We start from the raw sequence: 21,398 nt of genomic DNA, 5'->3' as shown, positions 1-21,398 counted from the left end.
TAACATTCTAGGAAACTCGCAGTTTTTAAAAGTATTATTTGTTGTCGTGCTTCATCTTTTGAGTGTGTTATATATGTTTGCCCAGCTATCACAGACAGCTCCTTGTAATGCTGGAGGGTATTAATGTAATATCACGACTAATGCTACTAACACAACTACTTTTTATTCAATAGCAATGGAACACAAGATACGACAATCACTATCAGCTCTAATATTGTCCTCAGTATGCAAGAGAATGTAAAATTGGGGTAATTACTAATCGTAATACATCTGGCAATGCTCTTAATTATTAATATAGGGCAGGGGGTGATAATCATCCCTAGAGCGGAGAGGGGTTCCTATTACGTAGTGATGCTGGCACAAATACCATAGCCAATCATTCTAGCACAAGAGTGAGCCTCACGGGCGGCATTACCAATTAATCCATTTTGCTTTGTGTTTTGCTGTAAAATAAGTGTTAGCTCTTTTTTATGCGCACTATGCTTTAAAAATACACTTGCAATGTAATTTTTGCAAGATTTGCTTTAATTTATTTAAAGTGCAAAGGCAAGATAGAATCCCTGTTTCTTTTATTATTTGTGAAACCCTTAGATTTATGCTACCTATTCGCCATTATGAGTATAAAAGTTTAAAAAATCTTTATCCATTTTTGCAAACACAATCAATTTTGCTATACTTAGATACTACCAAATTTCATACAAAGGACACATTATGAAAATTACTTACACCCTCACAGATGAATCTCCCGCTTTAGCGACATATTCATTTTTACCCATTGTTAAGGCATTTTTAAAGCACGCCAATATCGATGTAGTAACTGCTGATATCTCGCTTTCTGCTAGAATCTTAGCGCAATTCCCCAATTCTTTAAATCCTAATCAGCGCGTAGAGGATACACTCTCGCTTTTAGGTGAGCTTGTCAAAACACCTGATGCGAACCTTATCAAAACGCCCAATATCTCAGCTTCAATCCCCCAACTAAAAGCTGCTATCAAGGAGCTTCAAGCAAAGGGCTATAATGTGCCAGAATTTCCCGATGAGCCAAAAAATGATAATGAGAAAAATATCAAAGAAAAATACCAAAAAGTGCTAGGCTCGGCTGTGAATCCTGTACTGCGTCAAGGCAATAGCGATAGGCGCAGCACAAATGCAGTCAAATCCTACGCGCAGAAAAATCCCTATCGTGTCGTGCCTTTTAATAAAGATTCTAAAAGCTGTGTCAGCTATATGAAAGAAGGCGATTTTTTTGATAATGAAAAGGCGGTTTTGATAGTATCTCCCACTACGGCTAAGATTGTATTTAGAGATTCTAATGGTGAAAAGGTGCTAAAAGAAGGGCTAAAATTGGAGCAAAATGAGATTTTAGACGCCACTTTTATGGATACTAAAAGGTTAAGCGCATTCTATGAAGCACAGATAGAATCCTGCAAAAAGCAAGATATTCTCTTTTCTTTGCATTTGAAAGCCACAATGATGAAAGTAAGCGACCCTGTGTTATTTGGCTATGCAGTTAAGGCGTATTTCAAGGAGCTTTTTGAGGGCTTTAAAGATGAGTTAGAAAGCTTAGGCGTAAATGCAAATAATGGCGTGAGTGAGCTTTTAGCAAAGATAGAATCTAGCCCCAAAAAAGCGCAGATTCTTGCAAGATACAATGAGATTTTAGAAAAAAGTGCCAAAATTTCTATGGTAAATTCCGACAAGGGCATTACTAATTTGCACGTTCCAAGCGATGTGATTGTCGATGCTTCTATGCCTGCTATGCTTAAAAATGGTGCAAAGCTATGGGATAAAGAGGGCAAGGAATGTGATGCAAATGCGGTGATTCCGGATAAAACGTATGCGACTATTTATGAAGCCGTGATTGAGGATTTAAGGGCAAATGGCACACTTAATCCTGCGAATTTAGGAAGTGTAAGTAATGTGGGGCTAATGGCAAAAAAAGCACAAGAATATGGTTCACACGATAAGACATTTATCGCGCCTAATGATGGGGAATTTGTAATTTTAGATGCGGATAATAAAGTGCTACTTTCTCACAAAGTGCAGAAAGATGATATTTATCGGGCAAATCAAGCAAAGTATGACGCTGTGCTAAATTGGATTGATTTAGGCATTGAGAGGGCGGATATTACGGGTGATAAAGCGATTTTCTGGCTTGATGAAAAACGCGCGAGTAATAAAATTATGATTGATTTAGTGCAAAAACGATTGAAAGAAAAGGGCAAAGATATCGCTATTCTTGCCCCTAAAGAAGCCTGTTTAGAGTCTTTAAAGCTCATTCGCGCAGGGAAAAATGCCATTTCTATCACAGGCAATGTGTTGAGAGATTATCTCACGGATTTATTCCCGATTTTAGAGCTTGGCACGAGTGCGAAAATGCTATCTGTCGTGCCTATGCTTAATGGTGGAGCGATGTTTGAGACAGGTGCGGGCGGGAGTGCGCCTAAGCAAGTCGAGCAGCTCGTAGATGAAAATCATTTGCGTTGGGATAGCCTAGGTGAGTTTTTAGCCTTGCAGGCAAGCCTTGAGTTTTACGCACAAAAGTGCAATAGCTCTAAGGCAAAGGTGTTGGCTGATGCGCTTGATAGTGCTATTGGGCAGTGGCTTAATAATAATAAAGCTCCTTCACGCAAGGTAGGCGAGGACGACAATCGCACGAGCCATTTTTACTTGACATTATATTTTATACAAGCCTTAGCAAAGCAAAGCGCAGATACGCAAATCGCTGCATTTTTCACACCCTTAGCCGAAGAGATAATATCAAAAGAAGCCACAATCCGCAATGAATTTAATGGTGCACAGGGTAAAAAGGTCAATTTAGGCGGATATTATAAATTTGATGATATAATGGCGGAGAAAATTATGCGCCCAAGCAGTAGTTTCAATGCGATTATTGAAAGGATTACTAAGGGTTAAGTTTAACTTCGATGATTGGAGGGATTAAAGAATGAGTATGAAAATGATAGTTGCACGTGTGCTTTGTTTGGCTTTATCGTGCCATATTTGCGCTCTTGGAGCTACCAATACAAATACAAGAACCACGGCTGCTAAAAAAGCTAGGCAAGCCCCGTCTAAGCAGGTATCACAATTAAAGAGCTTTAATTATGAACTAGGCGTGGCTGCTGAAAGCTATAGCTATCACGAAACTCAAAATAACGAACAGGTAATGAAAATATCAGGGCTTATGTATGGAGTGCAAGGAGGCATTACGCACAATGTTACATCTTCTTTTAGACATAGCTTAAATGCAGCCTATTACACAAGTGCTAATACTCGATATGATGGACACGTTTGCCCAAATCAAGGTGGTAGAGATCAATGTCAGCCATACAAAGCAGATTCGAGTGATTGGTTTTCTTTTGCGCAATATATGATTAATCCGCGAGTGCAAATAGATGATGCGATTATTGGTTATAACTTGGGTGCAGGCTATCGGTATTTGTTTAATGACGTGGATTCTATATCTGCGTATAGACGTGAGCAACATTATGTGTATTACTTGCTGGGGCTTGATATATCCGCGCCTCTTTCGCCTAGAGTTTATGCTAGCTTTATGGCACAATATCGAGGGCTTATCAAAGGTTGGAATAAATCTTATGCAACAGATATTGGTTGGGACTATGATTTATCTTTCACGCAGACACGTGGAAGTGGGTATTATCTCGCTTTAAGGGGCGATTACAAATATAATAGAAACTCTTCCTACTTTATGAAGATTTATTATGAATATTGGAATATTTTAGATTCAGACTTTCAAACTGCCTATCAAAATGGTCAGTCTTTGGGCAGTTATGTAGAGCCAAATAACTATACACATAGTATAGGGGTAAATGTAGGCTTAGCTTTCTAAGGTTTGTCTAGACAAGACCTTTTAGCCCTTGAAGGATTAACCGCCTTTTGCGTTGAATGCCCTTACGGGATTCATCTAAAGAACTTTTGCTTTGTAAGCACAGATTCACGTAGGCTTTCACCTCTCTTCTGCTGGAGCGTCTCCCACCTTCACTTTAAAGATATACCCTCTTCTACAAAGAGAGCGGGGAAGTTGAGCCTTCTCATAAAAAATAGAATATAAATTCTCTAATTTCCCCACAAGTGGATATATCCTCACTTGCATAAAAATAAAATTGCACGAAGTGCAGACATTAAAAGTGCAGGTCGGGGGTGGGGATATAAGGGGGAGCGAGGGGAGCGAGAGGGAACAATCCAACGAGCTGTCTTCTTTAAGCCCCTCCCCCTTATAGATAAAGAAAATAGACTTAGAGATTCTAAGCCTTAGAATCTTACTTGATGAAATCCCGCAAGGGTAAAATAAGGTGAAGCCGCAATTTTAACTCTATCTTTCAGGCGGAAATAGAGGGCTTAGCTCTTATTCTTAAGAGCTTTTACAAATGTAGATTAGCATTTCGTGCAAATGCGAGGGCTTTAGCCCTGATAGCGAAGGCATAGATAGATTAGAATCTAAAGGCTATTCCCTCAAAGATTTTAGGCGCGAATATCAAGCAAATGTGTTTGAGCTTTGTAGGTTGGTTCTTCTTCTGTTAAACCCTCTGCATTTTTATGTGAATCTTGGGCTTGTTTTTTCTCACTTTCCCTCTCGCGTTTTTTCTCTTGTTTGTCATCGGGGTTAATTGCTTGGACTTCGGGCGAGGGAGAGACTTCCTGCACGGCTTTAAGCTTATCGACAAAGTCTTGCATATTTGCATTAAGCGTAAAATCTACTTTTTGCATATTGTTTGCGTGTTGAATACTGCCAAGCTGGGAGTTTTGATTGATATATGTAACATTACCAATAGGACTAAGTGCCATAATAACCTCCTTTTTGCTTTATAGAATATCGTCTTTTTTTTCAAACGATCGTTTTTGGCAAAACAAAAATAGCAAATACGATTCTAAATTTGCCTACTCACAAGTAAAGCCTCACTTGTATAAATAAATCACACGAAGTATTTGCGGCACAATATTTAGTTTGCGCAATCATTCAAGCCCATAAAGTTAAATGACTAAATCCTGCCCTCTATCGAGATAAAAAATGCTCTACCACTCGCGCGGTAATAGCTATAATAAGTGTGATTAAAAAGATTTGTGATATTAGCACCCATCTCAAAATGCTTGTTGATTTTCCAACCTAGCTTGATATCAGCAATTGTGTAGCTATCAGTAGCTCCATATATACCACTAGGCGTGAGCTTATTATCCGCATTTTTATAGGGCTTACTTGCATATTCTACCCCAAAACTCCCATATATCTTAGAGCCATCATAGCTAATCGCGCTATATGCTAAATGACTAGGCACACCAGCGACTTTATTTCCCTCTGTGCTTTTCTCTAAGCTTTTTAAAATTACAGAATCCATAAAAGTATAGGTAATATGCACATTTATGCCATAGCCCACAGGGAGAGAAAGGCTAGATTCTATGCCTTGTATGCGATTTTTACCCAGATTGTCATACGCCCCTCGCAGAGTTGGGTTAAAATATGAGCTTGAATACTGCATAATGGCATTGCTTGTTGTGTTATTAAAATAATACATTTTCACTATGCCATATTGTGTGTTAAAAGTCATAGGAATATCCTGCTCTATCCCTATATCAAAGCTTAGCACATTTTCAGGCTTTAAGTTTGGATTGCCCTTTATAGCTGTGCCATCAGTAAGGTTTCTATTACTAAACATCTGCGCGAAAGTAGGGGCTTTGAAAGCCTCACCAAAGGAGAGTTTGAATCTTGTGAGCGTATGCGGGGTAAAATTAAGCGATATTTTAGGGCTAAGTGTTTGTTTGGTATTATTGCTATATATATCATTATCTTTATATATCCCATAGCCCTGCCAATAGTCATATCGCACACTTATGTTGCTATAAAATCCCCTAAGATATTTATTCCAATCGCCCTGCCATTGTGTAAAAACACCTATAGCTTGAGTTTTACCTCCTTGCTTATAGCCACTTGTAGGAGAATCGCTAAGAGTTGCATTCATATCTTTCCAATTTTCAATATAATGTTTTTGCTGCGTGTAGTGATTATGCCGATATTGTGCGCCCACTAAAATTTTATGAGATTCATTAAGGGATAAGGCATACAGCATATCGAGATTATTTGTTTGGTATTTATGGTTGGTTTGTGAGCCATCGCCGCCATAAATGCTTGTATTTGCATTTGTTGGATTTACCCCACCATCAGGATTATTGAATCTATCCCACCCAAGGATATTATAAAACTTCACTTCTATGTGGCTATCGTGCGGCAAATAATGCTTATAGTTTAAAGATGAGATGAGCTGCGCGTAAGCTTCCTTGCCGATATTTCTACCATAGAGAATGGGTGCGGGTTTGCCACTATCCACATCGGCATTATTACCATAGCTAGGAATGCCATTTTGTGTAATAAATGTGCTTTGATTCTTATGGTCATATTGATACATATTCCACCGCAAATAGCCACTTAATGTGCCATTATCGCTTGTATCAAGTTCGGCTTTGAGTGAGCTATCATAGGTTGTGTAGGCTTGTGCGCCCATATCACCGATATTATATCGCAATGCCCCGCTGTTAGAATCTAATGTAGGCTTTGCACCTTGATAACCGCTCACATCTGCTACCACGACAGAATCCGCCGCATAGCCTTGTGAAGTAGTGATGCCCAATGAAGCCTTAAGGCGCAATCTTTTATCTAGTAGTGCATCGCCTATACTCATAAAGCTATGAAAAGTATTTTTAGGCGCAAATGATGTGCCTAGGGCATTACCATAACCAAAGATAGCTTTTGCACTAAATGCAGTAGGCATTGTAGTAATGAAATTAATCGCTCCAGCCACCGCACCGCTGCCATAAATGTTTGAAAATGCCCCTCGTACTACTTCAACCTGGGCAATGTCGCTAGAATCCATCGCGGTAAGCATTTTTGTGTTATTGTTAATATCATTTAAGATAATACCATCAACCATAATAGCTGCACCGCTTAAACCTCGAATCCTTATGCTATCAAATGTATCCATACCACGTGACTTACTCTGTTGTAACCCCTCATATCCCCTTAAAGTATCGCTAAACTTGCGATTAGGACGCAAGGCAATATCTTTTTGGCTCACTACACTGACATTACCCGGAGCTTCATCAATAGCCGTATCTATGCGTGATATACTTACTATGCTTTGAGAAAGTGTTACAGAATTTAGCTCTTTAGCATTGATTATTGAATAAGCAGATAAAATAGCCATAATAGAAATGGATAAGCTTCTAAGCTGCATAATAATACCTTTTATGTAAATAGTTTTATAAATATTACTATAATATGAAATATATTAAATTAGTATTACTATCAAATAATAATCTTGCTAGAATGACTAAAAATATTACAAAAAACTACATTTTATTATCTATATATCAGGAAGAATGATTTTTGCAGCAGTAGTCTCTTGTCTGTTTATGATTTTTCACGAATATGTTTTAGAATCTAAGCTTTGTTTTTATACAATTTCATCTCCTCTTATCCTATCACGCACAAGGCTTTATATTTATGATAAGTAAGCATTCAATCGAGGCTCTCAAGCAACAAATAGATATTATAGAAATTGTTGGTGCGTATGTGGAGCTAAAAAAGGCTGGGAGTAACTATGTAGCCTGCTGTCCCTTCCATAATGAAAAGACGCCTAGCTTTGTGGTAAGCCCTGTAAAAGGATTCTATCACTGCTATGGCTGTGGCGCGGGGGGCGATGCGATTAAGTTTCTTATGGAATATGAGAAAATTAGCTTTGTAGAAAGTGTGGAAAAAATCGCTGCGATAATGGGCTTTACGTTGGAAAGAGACAAACAATATGAAAAAAAGCCCCAAAGCCTTATACTTGATGAGATGATGAGATTCTATCAAAAATGCCTCCTCTCCCATCAGGCTTCACTTGATTATCTTGCCTCAAGGCATATTTCTAATGCCAGTATAGAAACTTTCCGCTTGGGCTATTGCGGGGCAAGTTTTGAAAGTCTTAATTTCATTAAGCAAAAAAATCTTAGCAAAAAAGAGGCGCTAGATTTTGGCGTTATCGGGCAGGATAGCGGACGTGAATATGCGCGTTTTAGCAATAGAATTATCTTTCCTATACATTCCCCTAATGGCAAGGTAGTAGGCTTTGGTGGGCGCACCATAAGTGGCGATAGGGCAAAATACATTAACTCCCCCCAAAGCAAAGTATTTAACAAATCACGCTTACTCTATGGCTATTACATTGCCAAAGACAAAATTTACAGGCAAAAAAAAATCATCGTGTGCGAGGGCTATCTTGATGTGATTATGCTTCATCAGGCAGGGTTTGATTGCGCAGTGGCTACGCTTGGCACAGCCCTTACCAAAGACCATATACCGCTTTTACGCAAAGGTGAGCCAAAAATCATCTTAAGCTATGATGGAGATAAAGCGGGTATAAATGCTGCCTTCAAAGCAGCGCAAATGCTCTCTCACGCGCATTGTGATGGCGGGGTGGTCATCTTTGCCAATGGAGCCGACCCTGCGGATATGGTGGCAAATAAGCAAATCAATGAACTTAATGAAATCTTTGCCGCTCCTATGCCCTTTATTGAGTTTGTTCTCACACATATCGCGCAAAGTTATGCCCTTGAAAATCCACTACAAAAAGAAAAGGCATTAGCAGAATCTACACAATTCCTCCATACATTAACGCCCCTTTTACAGGAGGAATACAAGCCCCTTGTAGCGCGGCTGCTTTCTGTGCCTACGCGACTTATCCATACCCAACGCACACAAGCCCCCTCGCTCCCGCCTCAGCTCCTCCTCCATACGCAAGATATTGCCGAACTCACTTTGATTAAAACATTCCTAGAGCAGCCTACATTCATTGATTTTGCGATTGAATACATTGACATATCGCTTTTTAGCTCTAAAAAAGAAGAGTTTCATCTCCTTATGAATCAGCAATACGAAGCCCCGCCGCTCCTAAGTATTGCTATTAATGATAAGATAAAACCTTTAAGCGATTTACCGAGCCTTAAAGAACATTTGCGATTATTCATCACTAAAGCGTATGAACGTCTCTTAGCGCATATACCTCATAGCGATATGAGTTTGCAGGATAAAAATGCGTTAATTAAGGATACAAAACATAAAATTCTACAACTCAAACAAGGAGAATTACTGCCCTATGTTAGCCCTAGCACTTTTTAGCGGAGGCTGTGATAGCCTCATTTCTATGAAACTCCTCAAAGACCAAGGCATTGATGTGATTGCTTTGCATTTTGACATCGGCTTTGGAGGGAATAAAAGTAAGCTTACATATTTTCAAAATGCCACCGCGCAAATTGATGTGAAACTTCAAATCCTCGATATTAAGCGGCAATTCTTTAATGATGTGCTTTTTAAGCCAAAATATGGCTATGGCAAATACTTCAATCCCTGTATTGACTGCCACGCGAATATGTTTGCTAATGCATTTGATTATCTGCTAGAGGTAGGGGCGGACTTTGTCATCAGTGGAGAGGTTTTAGGGCAACGTCCCAAATCGCAACGCAAAGAAGCCCTCGACCAAGTAAGAAAGCTCGTGCGACGTATCGGGGAAAATGCGAAGTTTGATAGTCTCCTTTCACGCGATGGAAGCAATCCTAATAAGCCTAGATACCTTGATGAGCTGCTTTTGCGCCCTATGAGTGCTAAGCTCCTAGAGCCAAGCTTCCCGGAGAAAATGGGCTGGGTAGATAGAGAAAAATTACTTGATGTGAGTGGGAGAGGGCGTACAAGGCAACTTGAGATGATTAAAAACTATGGATTCAAATATTTTGAAAAACCCGGTGGAGGCTGCCTCCTCACACAAGATTCTATTGCGCTTAAAATCAAAGACCTAAGCGCTCATCGTCAAATGCAGTTTGAGGATATAGAAATGATTAAAGTCGGGCGTTATCTTGTGCTAGATGAGGGTGCAAGGTGTGTCATCGCGCGTAATGAAGAGGAAAATGCCAAACTTAAACAACCTAATCCTTTAATGGAGTATATTGTCTTGCTTGATTGTGTAGGACCGCTAGGCATTGTAGAATCTAATGCTTCTAGGAATGATAAAATATTAGCTGCGCGTATTGCCCTAAGCTATGCAAGAACGCAAGAGACAAACGAATATAGAGTGCAAATTGGCGAGGAGGTGTATTCCCTGTTGCCGCTTGATAGACAAAGTGCGCAAAGCTATTTGCTTTTGAGATCATAAAATAGAATCTAGCATTACGCTACGCTATCATTAGAGCAGTTTCTCACTTAAGGGGTAAAAATGGGTTTTGATATTATGGGCTTGCATATATGGGATCTTAGTCAGCCATTTGGCTATTTTGAAGCATTTAGTGGCATTATCGTGGTGCTTTTATGTGCTGCCTTAGTATTTGGAGTATTGCGATATTTCCGCCCTCCACGAGCATAAAAATATTAAATGTTTTTGCCCTTTTTTACTCTATGGGTTTAAATAGGCTTTATCCTATCCCTTTCTATGAGCGGTTTAAGCCCTAAAGGCTGTGAATTAAGGTGTTAGATTTGATAATACGGGCTTTATTTACTTACTAGGAGGATTTATGAAAAAATTGAGTTTAGTAGCTTGTGCGATATTGTTTGCTGGGTGTTTATCAAGCTTGCCTACATTACAAGCAGATTTGGAAGAAAGCGCAAAGACACAAGTGGCTCAACAAATACAAAAACCCTTAGAGCTTACGTATGGCAAAGTGCTTAATGAAGAAGAGCTTGCAAGCCTTAATCAATGTGTGTCAGGGGAGATTGTGCGCCAACTTACACAAGAAGAGAAGTTGTTTCTAGGTGGCAGTGCGGTTGAAAAAGCATCAGTGGTAGAGAGTGCAAAAAGCACAGCACAAAAGCTTTTGCCCACAAGTGATGAGGTAAAAAATGCTATTAAAACCTGTTCTGTGGCTATTGGTATAGCAAAAACCATTGGGAAACTTAAGTAAGCATATCCTTTTAATTTTCTTTATTATGCAATCCATATCCTTTGTTATGCTGCACAAAGCTTACAAGGCTTAATTGCATTTGCGTAAAATATTTACTCTATATCAAGCTCTCTGCTATAATTTTACCTATAAGTAAAAAGGAAAAAGTCAAAAGTAGAGCTTGATATTTTGGAAACCCTCATATTAGCTCTCTTATAGTTATATTTGGGATTTTATTACAAATGCATAGATGCACTTCAGGGAATCTACCTCGTATCAGGGCTTTTGATATTTTTTGCGATTTTGCGTATGCTCTCAATTGGAATCCGTGTAAGCATTTTAGCTTGGGTTTTGTGCTTCTTAAAATGCTTGATCGTAATAATGAGTAATTTCTATTTTACTATCTCTAGCTTTGAGGCTACAAAGCCGCGTGGATAATTTCTCTAAAACTTTCTATTTTCAAACTCGCCGAACCTACTAGCACACCTGAAACATTTTGCAATGCAAGAATCTCCCCTGCATTAGTGCCATTCACACTACCACCATAAAGCAAAGGTGCAGGTGTGAGGGTGGAGAGCATATTATGTGTGGCTTGAATCTGCTCCATTGTAGCACTAACCCCTGTCCCAATCGCCCAAATAGGCTCATACGCGATAATAAGTTGAGGATAGCTCACATCAATACCACTAAGCTGTGCACTTAAAAAGTCTTTAAGCGCATTCTCTCCCCTCTGCCGCACTTCTAGGGGCTCACCTATGCAGTAATATATACAGAATCCCGCTGCTTTATAGAATTGAAACTTTTTGTTGATGAACTCTTGGGATTCGCTAAATAATGTGCGCCTCTCACTATGCCCTATTAAAATGCGTGAGATATGAAATTCTGTTAATTGACTTAGCCCGATTTCTCCTGTGAATCCACCATTTAAAGCAAAATAAGCATTTTGCGCTCCTATATGAAAATGTGTGAAATCATCATTAAGCAAGGCGCTTGCAGAGGGGAAAATATCTACCTGCGGGGAGGCTTTAGTATTTGACTTGATATGTGTAAGGAGAGATTCTAGTTCTTTGGCATATATTTGCACCTCTGCGCGTGTGAGATTGGCTTTGAAATTAGCGGCAATGATGGGCAGCATTTGAAATCCTTTGTGATTAAGTTAATTAACCTTACTTGCAAAAGCTTATAAGTGGAGGCTTGGCATATTTATACTTGTTTGAATGCCCTTTTGTTTCACATTGCAAGTGTTAAGTTTTTAAGATTTAAAATCCGTATTTTACATTCTTTTTTGTTTTTTTATATTAGTGAAGTATGTCTATTATGCCTTTGCCATCAGGGCTAAAGCCTCTGCTAATCCCTAAAGGACACACTTATAACTAAAGCTACACCTTATTTATCAAGTGAGATTTTAAGGTATAGAATCTCTAATTTTATTTTTTTGTAAGGGGAGATTTGGTTCTTTTTGCCTCTAGCTTAAGAGAGGGGCTTTTATTCCCTACTTCAGCTCTGCCCAGTTTGTCCCTATGTTTATCCCACATTTTAGTGGCACTTCAAGCGTATAAATATGATTCATAATATCTGCCACAGCATAGGCATATTCCTGTGCCCTCTCACTTGGAGCTTCAAAAATCAGCTCATCATGCACTTGTAAGAGCATTTTTAAATCGCTCTTGCTATAGATTCTGTGAATCTCAAGCATAGAAAGCTTTATTAAATCCGCCGCACTCCCTTGAAAAATCGAGTTAATGCCCTCACGCAAGAAATTTGCCTTCATAAATTCCGTAGCCCTACTAAAGTCAAAATACCGCCTATGTCCTAGCAACGTCTGTGAGTAGCCATTCTCAAGTAAAAAGTTTTCCTGTGCGCTAAGATAATCTTTAATCGTAGGAAAAAGTGCAAAATAGCTCTCTATGTAGCTTTTTGCTTCTTTGGGTGGAATTTGCAGAGTTTGTGAGAGTTTCTTGCTCCCCATACCATAGATAAGCCCAAAATTAATAGACTTCGCAATGGAGCGCTTCTCCTGCGCGTTTTCTATCCCAAAAAGCCTTGCTGCCGTCTCAAAATGTATATCCTTATCCTGTTTGAAGGCTTCAATCAATGAAGTATCCTTGCAAAAATGCGCTAAAAGCCGCAATTCAATCTGCGAGTAATCAATGCTGATAAGGCTATGTTCCGCCTTGCTAATAAAGGCTTGGCGGATTTTGCGCCCCTCTTCGCTCCGCACGGGGATATTCTGCAAATTGGGCGATTTGGAGCTTAGCCGCCCTGTGGCTGTGCCATTTTGCAAAAATGATGTATAGACTCTATGCTCACTATTTGCCGCCCCAAAGCGCAAAAGCGGCTCAATATAAGTGCTTTTTAGCTTATTGTTCTCCCTATAATCAAGTATGAGATTCACAATCGGGTGGCTGTCTTTAATCGCTAGAAGCGTCTTTTCATCGGTGCTTAAGCCGCCCTTAACACTTCGTCCCGCCTTTAGCCCTAAGCGGTCAAAAAGCACATGGGAAAGCTGTTGAGGGGAATTGAGATTGAAATTCTCCCCACAAGAGGTGAAAATATCTTTGCTGAGTTGTGATATATGCTCGCTCGCCTTGTCTTTAAGCGATTCTAAAAGTGCCATATCTACTTTAATCCCCTCACATTCCATTGCCATTAGCACCTTGATAAAAGGGAATTCTAAATTATAGGCTAACTCTAGGATTCCACCCCATTCACGTGCGTGAAACTCCTCTTCCATGCGATGATAGAGCGCAAATGTCGCTGCGGCATCTTCAGCGGCGTATTGTGTAGCGGCAATAATATTCACTTGTGAGAAGTTCTCCCCCTTTGCCACGACAGAATCAAAACTAATCATTGTATGTTTAAACCACTTCATCATTTGCTTATCAAGTCCCACAGGAGCGATAGAATCATACAGCCAAGAGAGAATCATACTATCATATATTGCCCCCTTATGTTCTAACCCCAAAGTGCGATAGATAAGCGTTAAGTCAAACTTAAGATTATGCCCGATAAGTGGATATGTGAAAATCCGCGCGATAATGGATTTTGCAGATTCTAGAGAAATTTGCCTTCCTACACCTAGGTAGCTATGCCCCACCGGCACATAATAGGCATTCTTACCATCAAAGCAAAAGGAGAATCCTACCAAATGCGCCTCCTGCATATCCAAGCTATCACTCTCGCAGTCAAAGCCCACTTTCGCCCCCTGCGGAATGGTATCTAGCATAGATTCTATTTCTTCCACACTATCAAGCAAATGTGCTTTAAAAGCAAAAGTTTGTGAGGATTGCACACTCTCAAGTGTAGAGCCTACACCTCTTTGTGCGCTTCGCCGCTGCTGATAGCGCTCGTGCGGGGATTGCACCTTAGAGATGATATTTTTTAACCCATAGGTTTTAAGCTCGTCCATTATTTTTAACATAGGATTAGATTCGGGCATTAGACATTTGCTTAAATCAATGCTTTGTAGCAAATCATCGTGCAGCGCCACAAGTTTTTTGCTTAAAAACGCGCTTTGCTTGCCTGCTTTTATGAGATTAGCTATCCGCTCACTCACCACATCTGTTAGCTCATTCTCACGCGCATACATAGATTCTATATCCCCAAAATGCGCGATAAGCTTTTGTGCGCTTTTAGCACCTATGCCCTTTATACCCATCACATTATCGCTGCTATCGCCTACTAAGGCCTGATAATCGATAAAATTTTTAGGCTTCACGCCATATTTCTCTATGCACTCCGCTTCACCGATATTGCGTTTCCCTATGGGGTCATAGATGTAAGTATCTTTATCGATGAGCTGATACAAATCCTTATCGTGACTAATAATTCTCACCGCGATATTTTGGGCGTTAGCGACTTTATTAATCGAGGCAATCACATCATCAGCCTCATAGCCCTCAATGCTGATATTCAAAAAGCCCATTTGCTTAATCCATTCAATCGCAATAGGCAGCTGCATAAGCAATTCTTGAGGGGGCGATTGGCGATTGCGTTTATAAGCGTCAAAAATCTCGCGCCTTTTATTTTCCCCTCCGCCCTCTAAAGCAAACATAATATATGTGCAAGATGGGTCTTTATAGAGAGACTGCAGCAAATTACAGAATCCTACAAGTAGCCCTGTGGGAAAGCCCTGTGCATTTTTAAGAGGGGGTAGGGCATAAAAGCTTCTAAAGAAAAAACCAAAAGTATCAATCACGCTTAAAGTATGCATAACTTTGCCCCCTCTGTCTTAAAATGTATCAGTATTTTGAGATTCTAAATGCTAAAGCGAGGCAAAGCCTCATAAATAAGTCAAAAATTGTAACCAAACAATACTTCGAGAATACTTTAAGCATAATAAGACCATGTAACAATTAAAGAAATATTATAGATTCACTACTCTATCGTTCCTACACTGTTGTGGCTATCGCCACCGCGTAAGGCTCTTTTTACAGAGAGAAGCCCTGCAAATGCCTTGCGTGTGTAAGACTACGTGGCACTTTAGTGCAATAGTGTAGCAATGATGAATCTACCCATAACAATATGTTCTAAACCAAAAGTTGCAGTAAGTGGTAAATTCTTTTGGCAAGTGAAAAAAATTTCTTCTGCACCCGCAACTATCAAAGGGGATTTCTTCTGCCCTTTGAAATACACCTATCGTTTTGTATCCTTAATATCAGTGTGTTTGACATTTACTTCTCTTAGCGTGTACAAAATGAGAACTTCATTCATTTTGGTAGAAATTATGTCAAGATTTTGCTTATTTCTTAAAATTTTTTTAAACATTAAGCAAAATTTCAGGGGGGGCAAAGCTCCCATAAAGAAAAACATTGAAGATAAGACTTAGCCTCTGCTAGGTGTGTCGTGATGAACGCTTAGAGTGCCTTTAATATCGCTTAAAATCGCACAAGCAGCTTCATTGGCACTGCCCATAGCACAAGCTACCATCGTAGTTACCCCGCTCACAAGCCCAGCAGCATACACGCCCTCTTTTATCATTTGCCGTTCTTTGGTTTTGAGCTTGATTTTATTAGGCTTTGGCATAAGGGTGTGCGGCTCTACAAAGCCCTCTAAGCCTTTAATATCACACTTTGAAGCACCAGTTGCCACGATGATATAATCTGCTTTTACTTCATTGCCCACATTATCTTTAGTGATGAGATTGCCCTTTTCCCCGCTAATTTCTGTAACGCTTGATTGGATATAGCGCACTTTGAGCATAGTATCTATTTGCCCTTTGATATGAGAGAAAATCGCTTCAGCCTTAGCGCCTTTTGGGAAAAATGGCACATTATAAATCGCCGCTGCCTTTAAATCTGACTGATTGTCATCAAAAATAGTAATATCAAAGTCAATCTCATTATTTTTAGCTGCTGCAAAAAATAGCGCAGCACTAAGCCCAGCAATACCACCACCTATAATTGTAATTGTCTTTTTCATTTTTACTCCTTGTTTTTAGTAGAGTGAGATTATATTCAAATTTTGTGAGAGAATGTTAATAATGTAATATTTTTTAATCTTTAAGCAAATCTTCAGGGGGGTGGGTGGGTGTATAATTTTTCCTTTAAAGTAAAAATTAAAAGGAGAGAATATGCAAGAAAATACAGGGCAGATTCAAAACAATGCAGGACACATTAATGATAATAATGTAGTTCAAGCTTCAGTAACAGCAACAGCTTGGGAAGGTAAAGTCCCCAAACAAACATTAGATATGCTTAAAAGTAGATTAGCAAAAATAACTGATGAGCAAAAAATAGCTTCTTTAGGAATGATACAGCTTAAAAGTCCTGTGGTGGGATTAATCTTAGGATTACTCTTTGGTGCACTTGGTGTAGATAGATATTATAAAGGTGATGTAGGGCTAGGTATAGGTAAATTCCTTAGCGCATTTATATTTGTTGGATTTATTTGGGCATTTGTGGATTTATTCCTTATATGGAAAGGGATTAAGAAAGATAATTTTGAAAAAGTCAATTCACAGCTTTTACTCTGTGGTGTGTAGAGATAAGGAGGGGAGAATGAGGAGGATGATTTTAGGAAGTATTTTTGTATTTTTAGGTGTGAGTTTTATGGGCGCACAGGAGGTAGCACCAGACAAATTGGCTCGGCAACAGACAACACTTCTAACACAAATGTGTGATAAGAAGTTTGATGAATTAGAATTGCCAGAAGGGCAAAGAAGGGATTTTATCACAATTTGTGTTGGAAGTGTTCTTGATTCTCCAGATGGAGATTTTATTAATGCGGCATTAAAAAATACAAAATCAACCCGCAAAAGGTAATAGATTCTTATATGTGCATTTTCCACGATAAATCATTGTGTAATTTTAAGTAATGAAGGAGAGCAAAGTGAAAATCTTAAAATGTGTTTTTTTGGTTGGAATCATAGTCAGTTTAGGGCAAAGTGCAGATTTGCAAAGCTTAAAGGCAAAGGCTAAAGAGATAGCTGCAAATAGCGCACAAGGCACGAAACTAGGTAAAGAGTAGGATGTCTTGTTTGATGAGAAAAAGAAGATAGTGAGAGCTTATTTGCCACATTTGCAAGAAGCGCAAGAATTGGGCGATAGGGCTGAGTATAATGCCTTGATTGATGAGCGCGATAATGAGCTTGCTCCTATTGAGCACAAGATTAAGGAGACAAATAGCAAGATAGATACGGTTTATAAGAAAGGGCAGAATCTCCTTAAAGAATTGGAGGATATAGCCATAACACTTGGCACATCAAACGATGAGGTGATTAATAGTTTTGTAAAATTAGTCAAGCAAAAGCGGCAAGTTGATAAAGATGATAAAGACAAAAAATGCCAGAATACTTATATCCCAAAGCTTGAGCAAAACAAATGTTCAGCAGGAAGTTCGAATCCAACACAAACGTGTAAAAACCTTGAAAGTGAATTTTATAAATGCCTAGAGGATTTTAACAAGAAAAGAACGCAGGTATATCAAGATTATTTCAAGGCAAAAGATAATTTCATAGCAAAGTATAGCCGCTAGATATGCTTGAGGAGTAAGCAATGGGAGGGATTTTAAAGGGTTTGATTATAGTATGAGTGTTTTAGTCAGTTTAGGCTGTGTGGATGTGCCTTTTCTGCAAGGGTTTTTTGAAACTCCACAGGAGAGGGCAGCTAGGATACAAAAAGATTATGATGAAGCCTTTGCCCAGTATGCATCCATAGCAGAAATGAGCTAAAGGCTGTAGCAGATGCTAAGAGAAAAATGGAGGAGACAAGAAAGGCTTATGAAAGTGCTAAGAGCATATATGACGAAGCTGAAAGGAAAATATTAAGTGAAGGGAACAGGATACGTTCTAATGCTCTTGAAGAATTTCATAATACTTTCAATAGGGCATTGGAGAAATTAAGCTTAAAGGAAATCACTATTTATGAATTTGAGAATATCAGGGATAGAGCATTTTATAGACAGAATCAAATACTTACGGAGAGCTACCATGATGACGCTGGAGAGGTAGGGAACCTAGAATCGAGTGATAAAGGGAGAAAACTCAATCAAACTTCACGTGCTTATAAAGAGGCTCAAAAGAATTATGAGGAAGAAGTGATTGGAGCAGCGATAGCAGATGTCAAGGCAGCACAAGAAGCAAAACAAAATCTTAAAAGAACAGATTATGATATAGATATCAAAGAAGCGCAAGAAACCTATAAGCTGGAGATAATAAAGGCAATGCAGAGCAAAATTCAGGCAAAAAGTAGTTTGTAGCTTTTATGTAAAACCCTTACACTAGATACCAAAAGAAATGCTAAGCATTAATGAGTTTAAAGATGAAACTATTGATACAATAATGGGTGAGATTGCTACTAAAGTTTTGTGTGAGCGCAAATCGCAGAGCTGCATTCAAATGTGATAAAAAAAGGCTAAAGATTGTCCCTACCCCCGCTTCAAAGATATGCCTCTCGCTCCTCTGCAAAAAAAGAATAGGGGGGAATAAAAATATTAGTTTGTTTTTTATATCTTAAAGAGGAAAATCCCGTTGATAACACAGGCATCACACCGCCTTTAGATTTAGCGAAAACTTGGATAAAAGTTGGAACTTTAAAGTTGTCCTACACAGGACAAAGCTTGGTGAGCGTCTCATTAAGAGAATGCTTGATTTTGCTATATCTAACAATATATTTAATCTCTATCTTACTACTTTTTCAAAACACACAGCATTAATCAACCTACTAGGGCAATATGGGTTTAAGCAGTGGGGCAATAAAGGTGATGAACTCGTCCTGATAAAAAACATTGCAACAACTTTAAAAGAGATGCAACAGAATATATGTCTTGATTTCTCCTCAATAAATACTAAAAATGTCAGTAAATATATTTTAGGTATTTACCGCAGTATCATACAGGAATATTTTCGGATTCAATGCTTAAAACAGAGGATTTTAATATACTAAAAGATTTATCAGAATCCAATAGTATTCATAAAGTTTATCTCACAAGTATGAGAAAAATTGAAAATCTCAAAAAGGTGGTTTGATTGTTATCTACCGCAATAAAGATGAGAAAGCTTCCCCAATGCTAATTATTCCTTTGTTGCTAGTTCATTATGCGCAGTAGGAGAGTATAAGGATATGAATAATTTTAGTGAGGAGGAGTTTATCAAATATTGTAAGCCCCACAATATTTTTGCTGAAGTGCAATTAAAAACAATATTATCAAAATAAATAATTCCCAAAAATCATCAAAATGACTTATTGAAATATTCCCATCAATTAGGCAATATTCCACATCTCTTATGTTTGCAATTTTTTCTTCCATATAAATACCCCATTAAATTTTTGATTTGCACAAAACTTTAAGCAATATCCTCATAATTCATCACAACAACCCCCTGTTCCCTTGTTTGTTTCAACATTAAGAGAATACCCACTTCTTTGCTCTCTATGATTCTAAATCCCTTATATAACTCTCTCACTAAGGTGCAATCATTGTAGCGTAGGATAAATTTGCCCAAATGTTTTTAAGCAAAGCACATAGTTTCTTATGCTCCTTTATACTAAAGGTTCTTTGCATTTTATAGTAGTTTCCTGTCCCTACATAAGGCGGGTCGAGGTAAAAAAGAGAATCGGGGCTATCATATTGCCAGTGAGTTAAACAAACGCAGAAGCAACCTTATTGGTAAGCCCATAGTCTTGCAGGGTGAGGATAAGGCATAAGATGAGTTTTTAAAAGAGCTTGTCAATAATCGCAATTTTAGAAAGTTTCTCTATGAGTGTAGCTCTGCCATTGCTTATGGCTTTGCGAGTTTTATTATCAATTATAGACAAGAAAATAGCAGAATCTACCCTCAATTTGAGTTTATCTCACCTCGCTATTTTGAATGCGATAATGCCTTTATGCCCTATGTTTCTCAAGGTGGGAATAAGATATATCTTAAAGATAATGAGGAGCTAATGCGACTTTTTCTTAATAGCGCACTCTTTTGGATAGATTCTACTATTGATAGGGGATAAGATGGCTTCTAAAGCAATGCTTGAATTTGACTTTTCACTTCCGCCAAGTGAGGCTATTGCTTTTTTGCAGAGCAAAAATCCTGAAGTGGTTAATGAGAATTACTGAAGGGTTGTGGATTGGGATTGTGAGGAGGAAGCCACTATGGATTATTAAATCTGCTTAAATTTAATGTTTGAAATCAAAGTAAAACCGCCCACTTTGATTTCACACGAGGGATTACATTATGATAGGCAAGATGGTTATAAAATTAGCTATCTTGCCAATTTACGCTAATAATTTCTAACGTCTCTTTTTTATAAACAATCTTTAACGTATAGGTTTTTACATAAAATGTTCCTTTAGGATATTCATACTCATTCTCTAATATTTCTTTAGCTTGTCTTTTGATACCTCCGCATATACCTGCAAGAGGTTTTAAAAATCGCTCTTTATGTGTATTATAGAGCTGACTAACAATCAACTTACAATCTTTGGAAAAGTTAAAATGCTTAAATAAGTCATCAGGTGAATCAATCTTAGCCATTCACATCATCTTGTGTAGCAGGGATAACATCTTGTAAAAAGACTGATTCTAATGGCATTATCTTTCCTTGCTCTATGGAGTGCCATAGCTCATCGTGTGTCTCTTGAGAGATTTGTGAAGCACTCTTATCAAGTAAGTCTATAATGACCTTATCTAATATGCTTATCTCTTGCGGACTAAAGGCGTCTAAATTTGGCTCTTGCAAACATAAAAAAGATTGTTGTGTGTAGCCATATTTAGATGTTTCAAATGTTTGAATAATCCCTTCTTTTTGCATAGATTTTAAAATTGAATTAATATTTGTAGGCATAGGACCCTGAGGCATTTTTCTATACTCTAAATTTGTAAGTTGCTTAAAGTATTTATGCATAAACTCTCTATCGGCAAACCATAGAATTTTCACAAGCTTCACTTTGCCAAGATTTTTAGGAGAGTTATTGCATTGAAAATAATTAATGATATATGCAATGGTTGCCTCTGTCTTATTCAACTTTGCCACCTTAGTATAATTTGA

Annotated in this window: 20 protein-coding genes; 12 read left to right on the top strand and 8 right to left on the bottom strand. The window is 38.4% G+C overall.

Annotation, left to right across the window (positions count from 1 at the left end; translation table 11 throughout):
* Positions 1-711 precede the first annotated feature (711 nt).
* Complete coding sequence (locus V3I05_RS04975) at positions 712-2,916, top strand: NADP-dependent isocitrate dehydrogenase (protein WP_295701037.1); 2,205 nt, start codon at positions 712-714, stop codon at positions 2,914-2,916.
* A gap of 37 nt (positions 2,917-2,953) precedes the next feature.
* A complete protein-coding gene (locus V3I05_RS04970) occupies positions 2,954-3,850 on the top strand; it encodes a hypothetical protein (RefSeq protein ID WP_295701035.1) in 897 nt (298 codons plus the stop codon).
* Between the two features lie 632 nt (positions 3,851-4,482).
* Here the strand turns inward: V3I05_RS04970 and V3I05_RS04965 are convergent.
* Together V3I05_RS04965 and V3I05_RS04960 are read right to left on the bottom strand one after the other, a co-directional pair.
* Positions 4,483-4,806 (bottom strand): hypothetical protein, encoded by a 324-nt coding sequence (locus V3I05_RS04965; RefSeq protein ID WP_295701033.1) that lies wholly within the window; start codon positions 4,804-4,806, stop codon positions 4,483-4,485.
* A 194-nt stretch (positions 4,807-5,000) separates the two neighbouring features.
* A complete protein-coding gene (locus V3I05_RS04960; protein WP_343354220.1) occupies positions 5,001-7,244 on the bottom strand; it encodes a TonB-dependent receptor in 2,244 nt (747 codons plus the stop codon).
* Positions 7,245-7,513: 269 nt separating this feature from the next.
* Between V3I05_RS04960 and dnaG the strand changes: the two genes are divergently transcribed.
* The 4 genes from dnaG to V3I05_RS04940 all read left to right on the top strand — a co-directional run bounded on the left by dnaG (position 7,514) and on the right by V3I05_RS04940 (position 10,938).
* Positions 7,514-9,169, top strand: coding sequence for a DNA primase (dnaG, locus tag V3I05_RS04955; RefSeq protein ID WP_343354219.1), 1,656 nt, complete (start codon positions 7,514-7,516; stop codon positions 9,167-9,169).
* The gene (locus V3I05_RS04950; RefSeq protein ID WP_300446493.1) at positions 9,147-10,196 is read left to right on the top strand and encodes an argininosuccinate synthase domain-containing protein; all 1,050 of its coding nucleotides are present in this window, start codon (positions 9,147-9,149) and stop codon (positions 10,194-10,196) included. Before dnaG ends, V3I05_RS04950 begins: the two co-directional genes overlap by 23 nt.
* Before the next feature lie 60 nt (positions 10,197-10,256).
* A complete protein-coding gene (locus V3I05_RS04945) occupies positions 10,257-10,403 on the top strand; it encodes a hypothetical protein (RefSeq protein WP_300446491.1) in 147 nt (48 codons plus the stop codon).
* A gap of 148 nt (positions 10,404-10,551) precedes the next feature.
* Positions 10,552-10,938, top strand: coding sequence for a hypothetical protein (locus V3I05_RS04940; protein WP_300446489.1), 387 nt, complete (start codon positions 10,552-10,554; stop codon positions 10,936-10,938).
* A gap of 397 nt (positions 10,939-11,335) precedes the next feature.
* Here the strand turns inward: V3I05_RS04940 and V3I05_RS04935 are convergent, their stop codons facing one another.
* The 3 genes from V3I05_RS04935 to V3I05_RS04925 all read right to left on the bottom strand — a co-directional run bounded on the left by V3I05_RS04935 (position 11,336) and on the right by V3I05_RS04925 (position 16,338).
* Positions 11,336-12,049: a triose-phosphate isomerase gene (locus V3I05_RS04935; RefSeq protein WP_369699024.1), complete on the bottom strand. Its 714-nt coding sequence runs from the start codon at positions 12,047-12,049 to the stop codon at positions 11,336-11,338.
* Positions 12,050-12,409: 360 nt separating this feature from the next.
* Positions 12,410-15,130 (bottom strand): DNA polymerase I, encoded by a 2,721-nt coding sequence (gene polA / locus V3I05_RS04930; RefSeq protein ID WP_343354218.1) that lies wholly within the window; start codon positions 15,128-15,130, stop codon positions 12,410-12,412.
* 611 nt (positions 15,131-15,741) lie between these two features.
* Complete coding sequence (locus V3I05_RS04925; RefSeq protein WP_300450056.1) at positions 15,742-16,338, bottom strand: FAD-dependent oxidoreductase; 597 nt, start codon at positions 16,336-16,338, stop codon at positions 15,742-15,744.
* A 271-nt stretch (positions 16,339-16,609) separates the two neighbouring features.
* On the opposite strand from V3I05_RS04925, the gene V3I05_RS04920 reads away from it, so the two are divergent.
* The 6 genes from V3I05_RS04920 to V3I05_RS04895 all read left to right on the top strand — a co-directional run bounded on the left by V3I05_RS04920 (position 16,610) and on the right by V3I05_RS04895 (position 18,615).
* Entirely contained in the window at positions 16,610-16,900 is a 291-nt protein-coding gene (locus V3I05_RS04920) for a TM2 domain-containing protein (protein ID WP_300446573.1), read from the top strand.
* A gap of 16 nt (positions 16,901-16,916) precedes the next feature.
* On the top strand, positions 16,917-17,180 hold the full coding sequence (locus V3I05_RS04915; protein ID WP_343354217.1) for a hypothetical protein: 264 nt from the start codon (positions 16,917-16,919) through the stop codon (positions 17,178-17,180).
* A gap of 67 nt (positions 17,181-17,247) precedes the next feature.
* Positions 17,248-17,385 (top strand): hypothetical protein, encoded by a 138-nt coding sequence (locus V3I05_RS04910; protein WP_300446479.1) that lies wholly within the window; start codon positions 17,248-17,250, stop codon positions 17,383-17,385.
* 30 nt (positions 17,386-17,415) lie between these two features.
* The gene (locus tag V3I05_RS04905; RefSeq protein WP_343354216.1) at positions 17,416-17,892 is read left to right on the top strand and encodes a hypothetical protein; all 477 of its coding nucleotides are present in this window, start codon (positions 17,416-17,418) and stop codon (positions 17,890-17,892) included.
* Between the two features lie 52 nt (positions 17,893-17,944).
* On the top strand, positions 17,945-18,088 hold the full coding sequence (locus V3I05_RS04900; RefSeq protein ID WP_295700994.1) for a hypothetical protein: 144 nt from the start codon (positions 17,945-17,947) through the stop codon (positions 18,086-18,088).
* 26 nt (positions 18,089-18,114) lie between these two features.
* Positions 18,115-18,615, top strand: coding sequence for a hypothetical protein (locus V3I05_RS04895; RefSeq protein ID WP_343354215.1), 501 nt, complete (start codon positions 18,115-18,117; stop codon positions 18,613-18,615).
* Positions 18,616-19,506: 891 nt separating this feature from the next.
* Here V3I05_RS04895 and V3I05_RS04890 read toward each other — a convergent pair.
* From V3I05_RS04890 to V3I05_RS04875, 3 genes are all read right to left on the bottom strand, one after another.
* A complete protein-coding gene (locus tag V3I05_RS04890) occupies positions 19,507-19,665 on the bottom strand; it encodes a hypothetical protein (protein WP_300446473.1) in 159 nt (52 codons plus the stop codon).
* Between the two features lie 943 nt (positions 19,666-20,608).
* Complete coding sequence (locus V3I05_RS04880) at positions 20,609-20,884, bottom strand: hypothetical protein (protein WP_343354214.1); 276 nt, start codon at positions 20,882-20,884, stop codon at positions 20,609-20,611.
* Positions 20,877-21,374 carry a Panacea domain-containing protein gene (locus tag V3I05_RS04875; protein WP_295700986.1) on the bottom strand — a complete coding sequence of 166 codons (498 nt, stop codon included), beginning with the start codon at positions 21,372-21,374 and terminating at the stop codon, positions 20,877-20,879. The genes V3I05_RS04880 and V3I05_RS04875 overlap by 8 nt, the downstream gene beginning before the upstream one ends.
* Positions 21,375-21,398: the final 24 nt, after the last annotated feature.

This window comes from Helicobacter mastomyrinus, from assembly GCF_039555295.1.
In the GTDB taxonomy this organism is placed as follows: domain Bacteria; phylum Campylobacterota; class Campylobacteria; order Campylobacterales; family Helicobacteraceae; genus Helicobacter_C; species Helicobacter_C mastomyrinus.
This window is presented reverse-complemented; position numbering and strand designations above follow the sequence as displayed.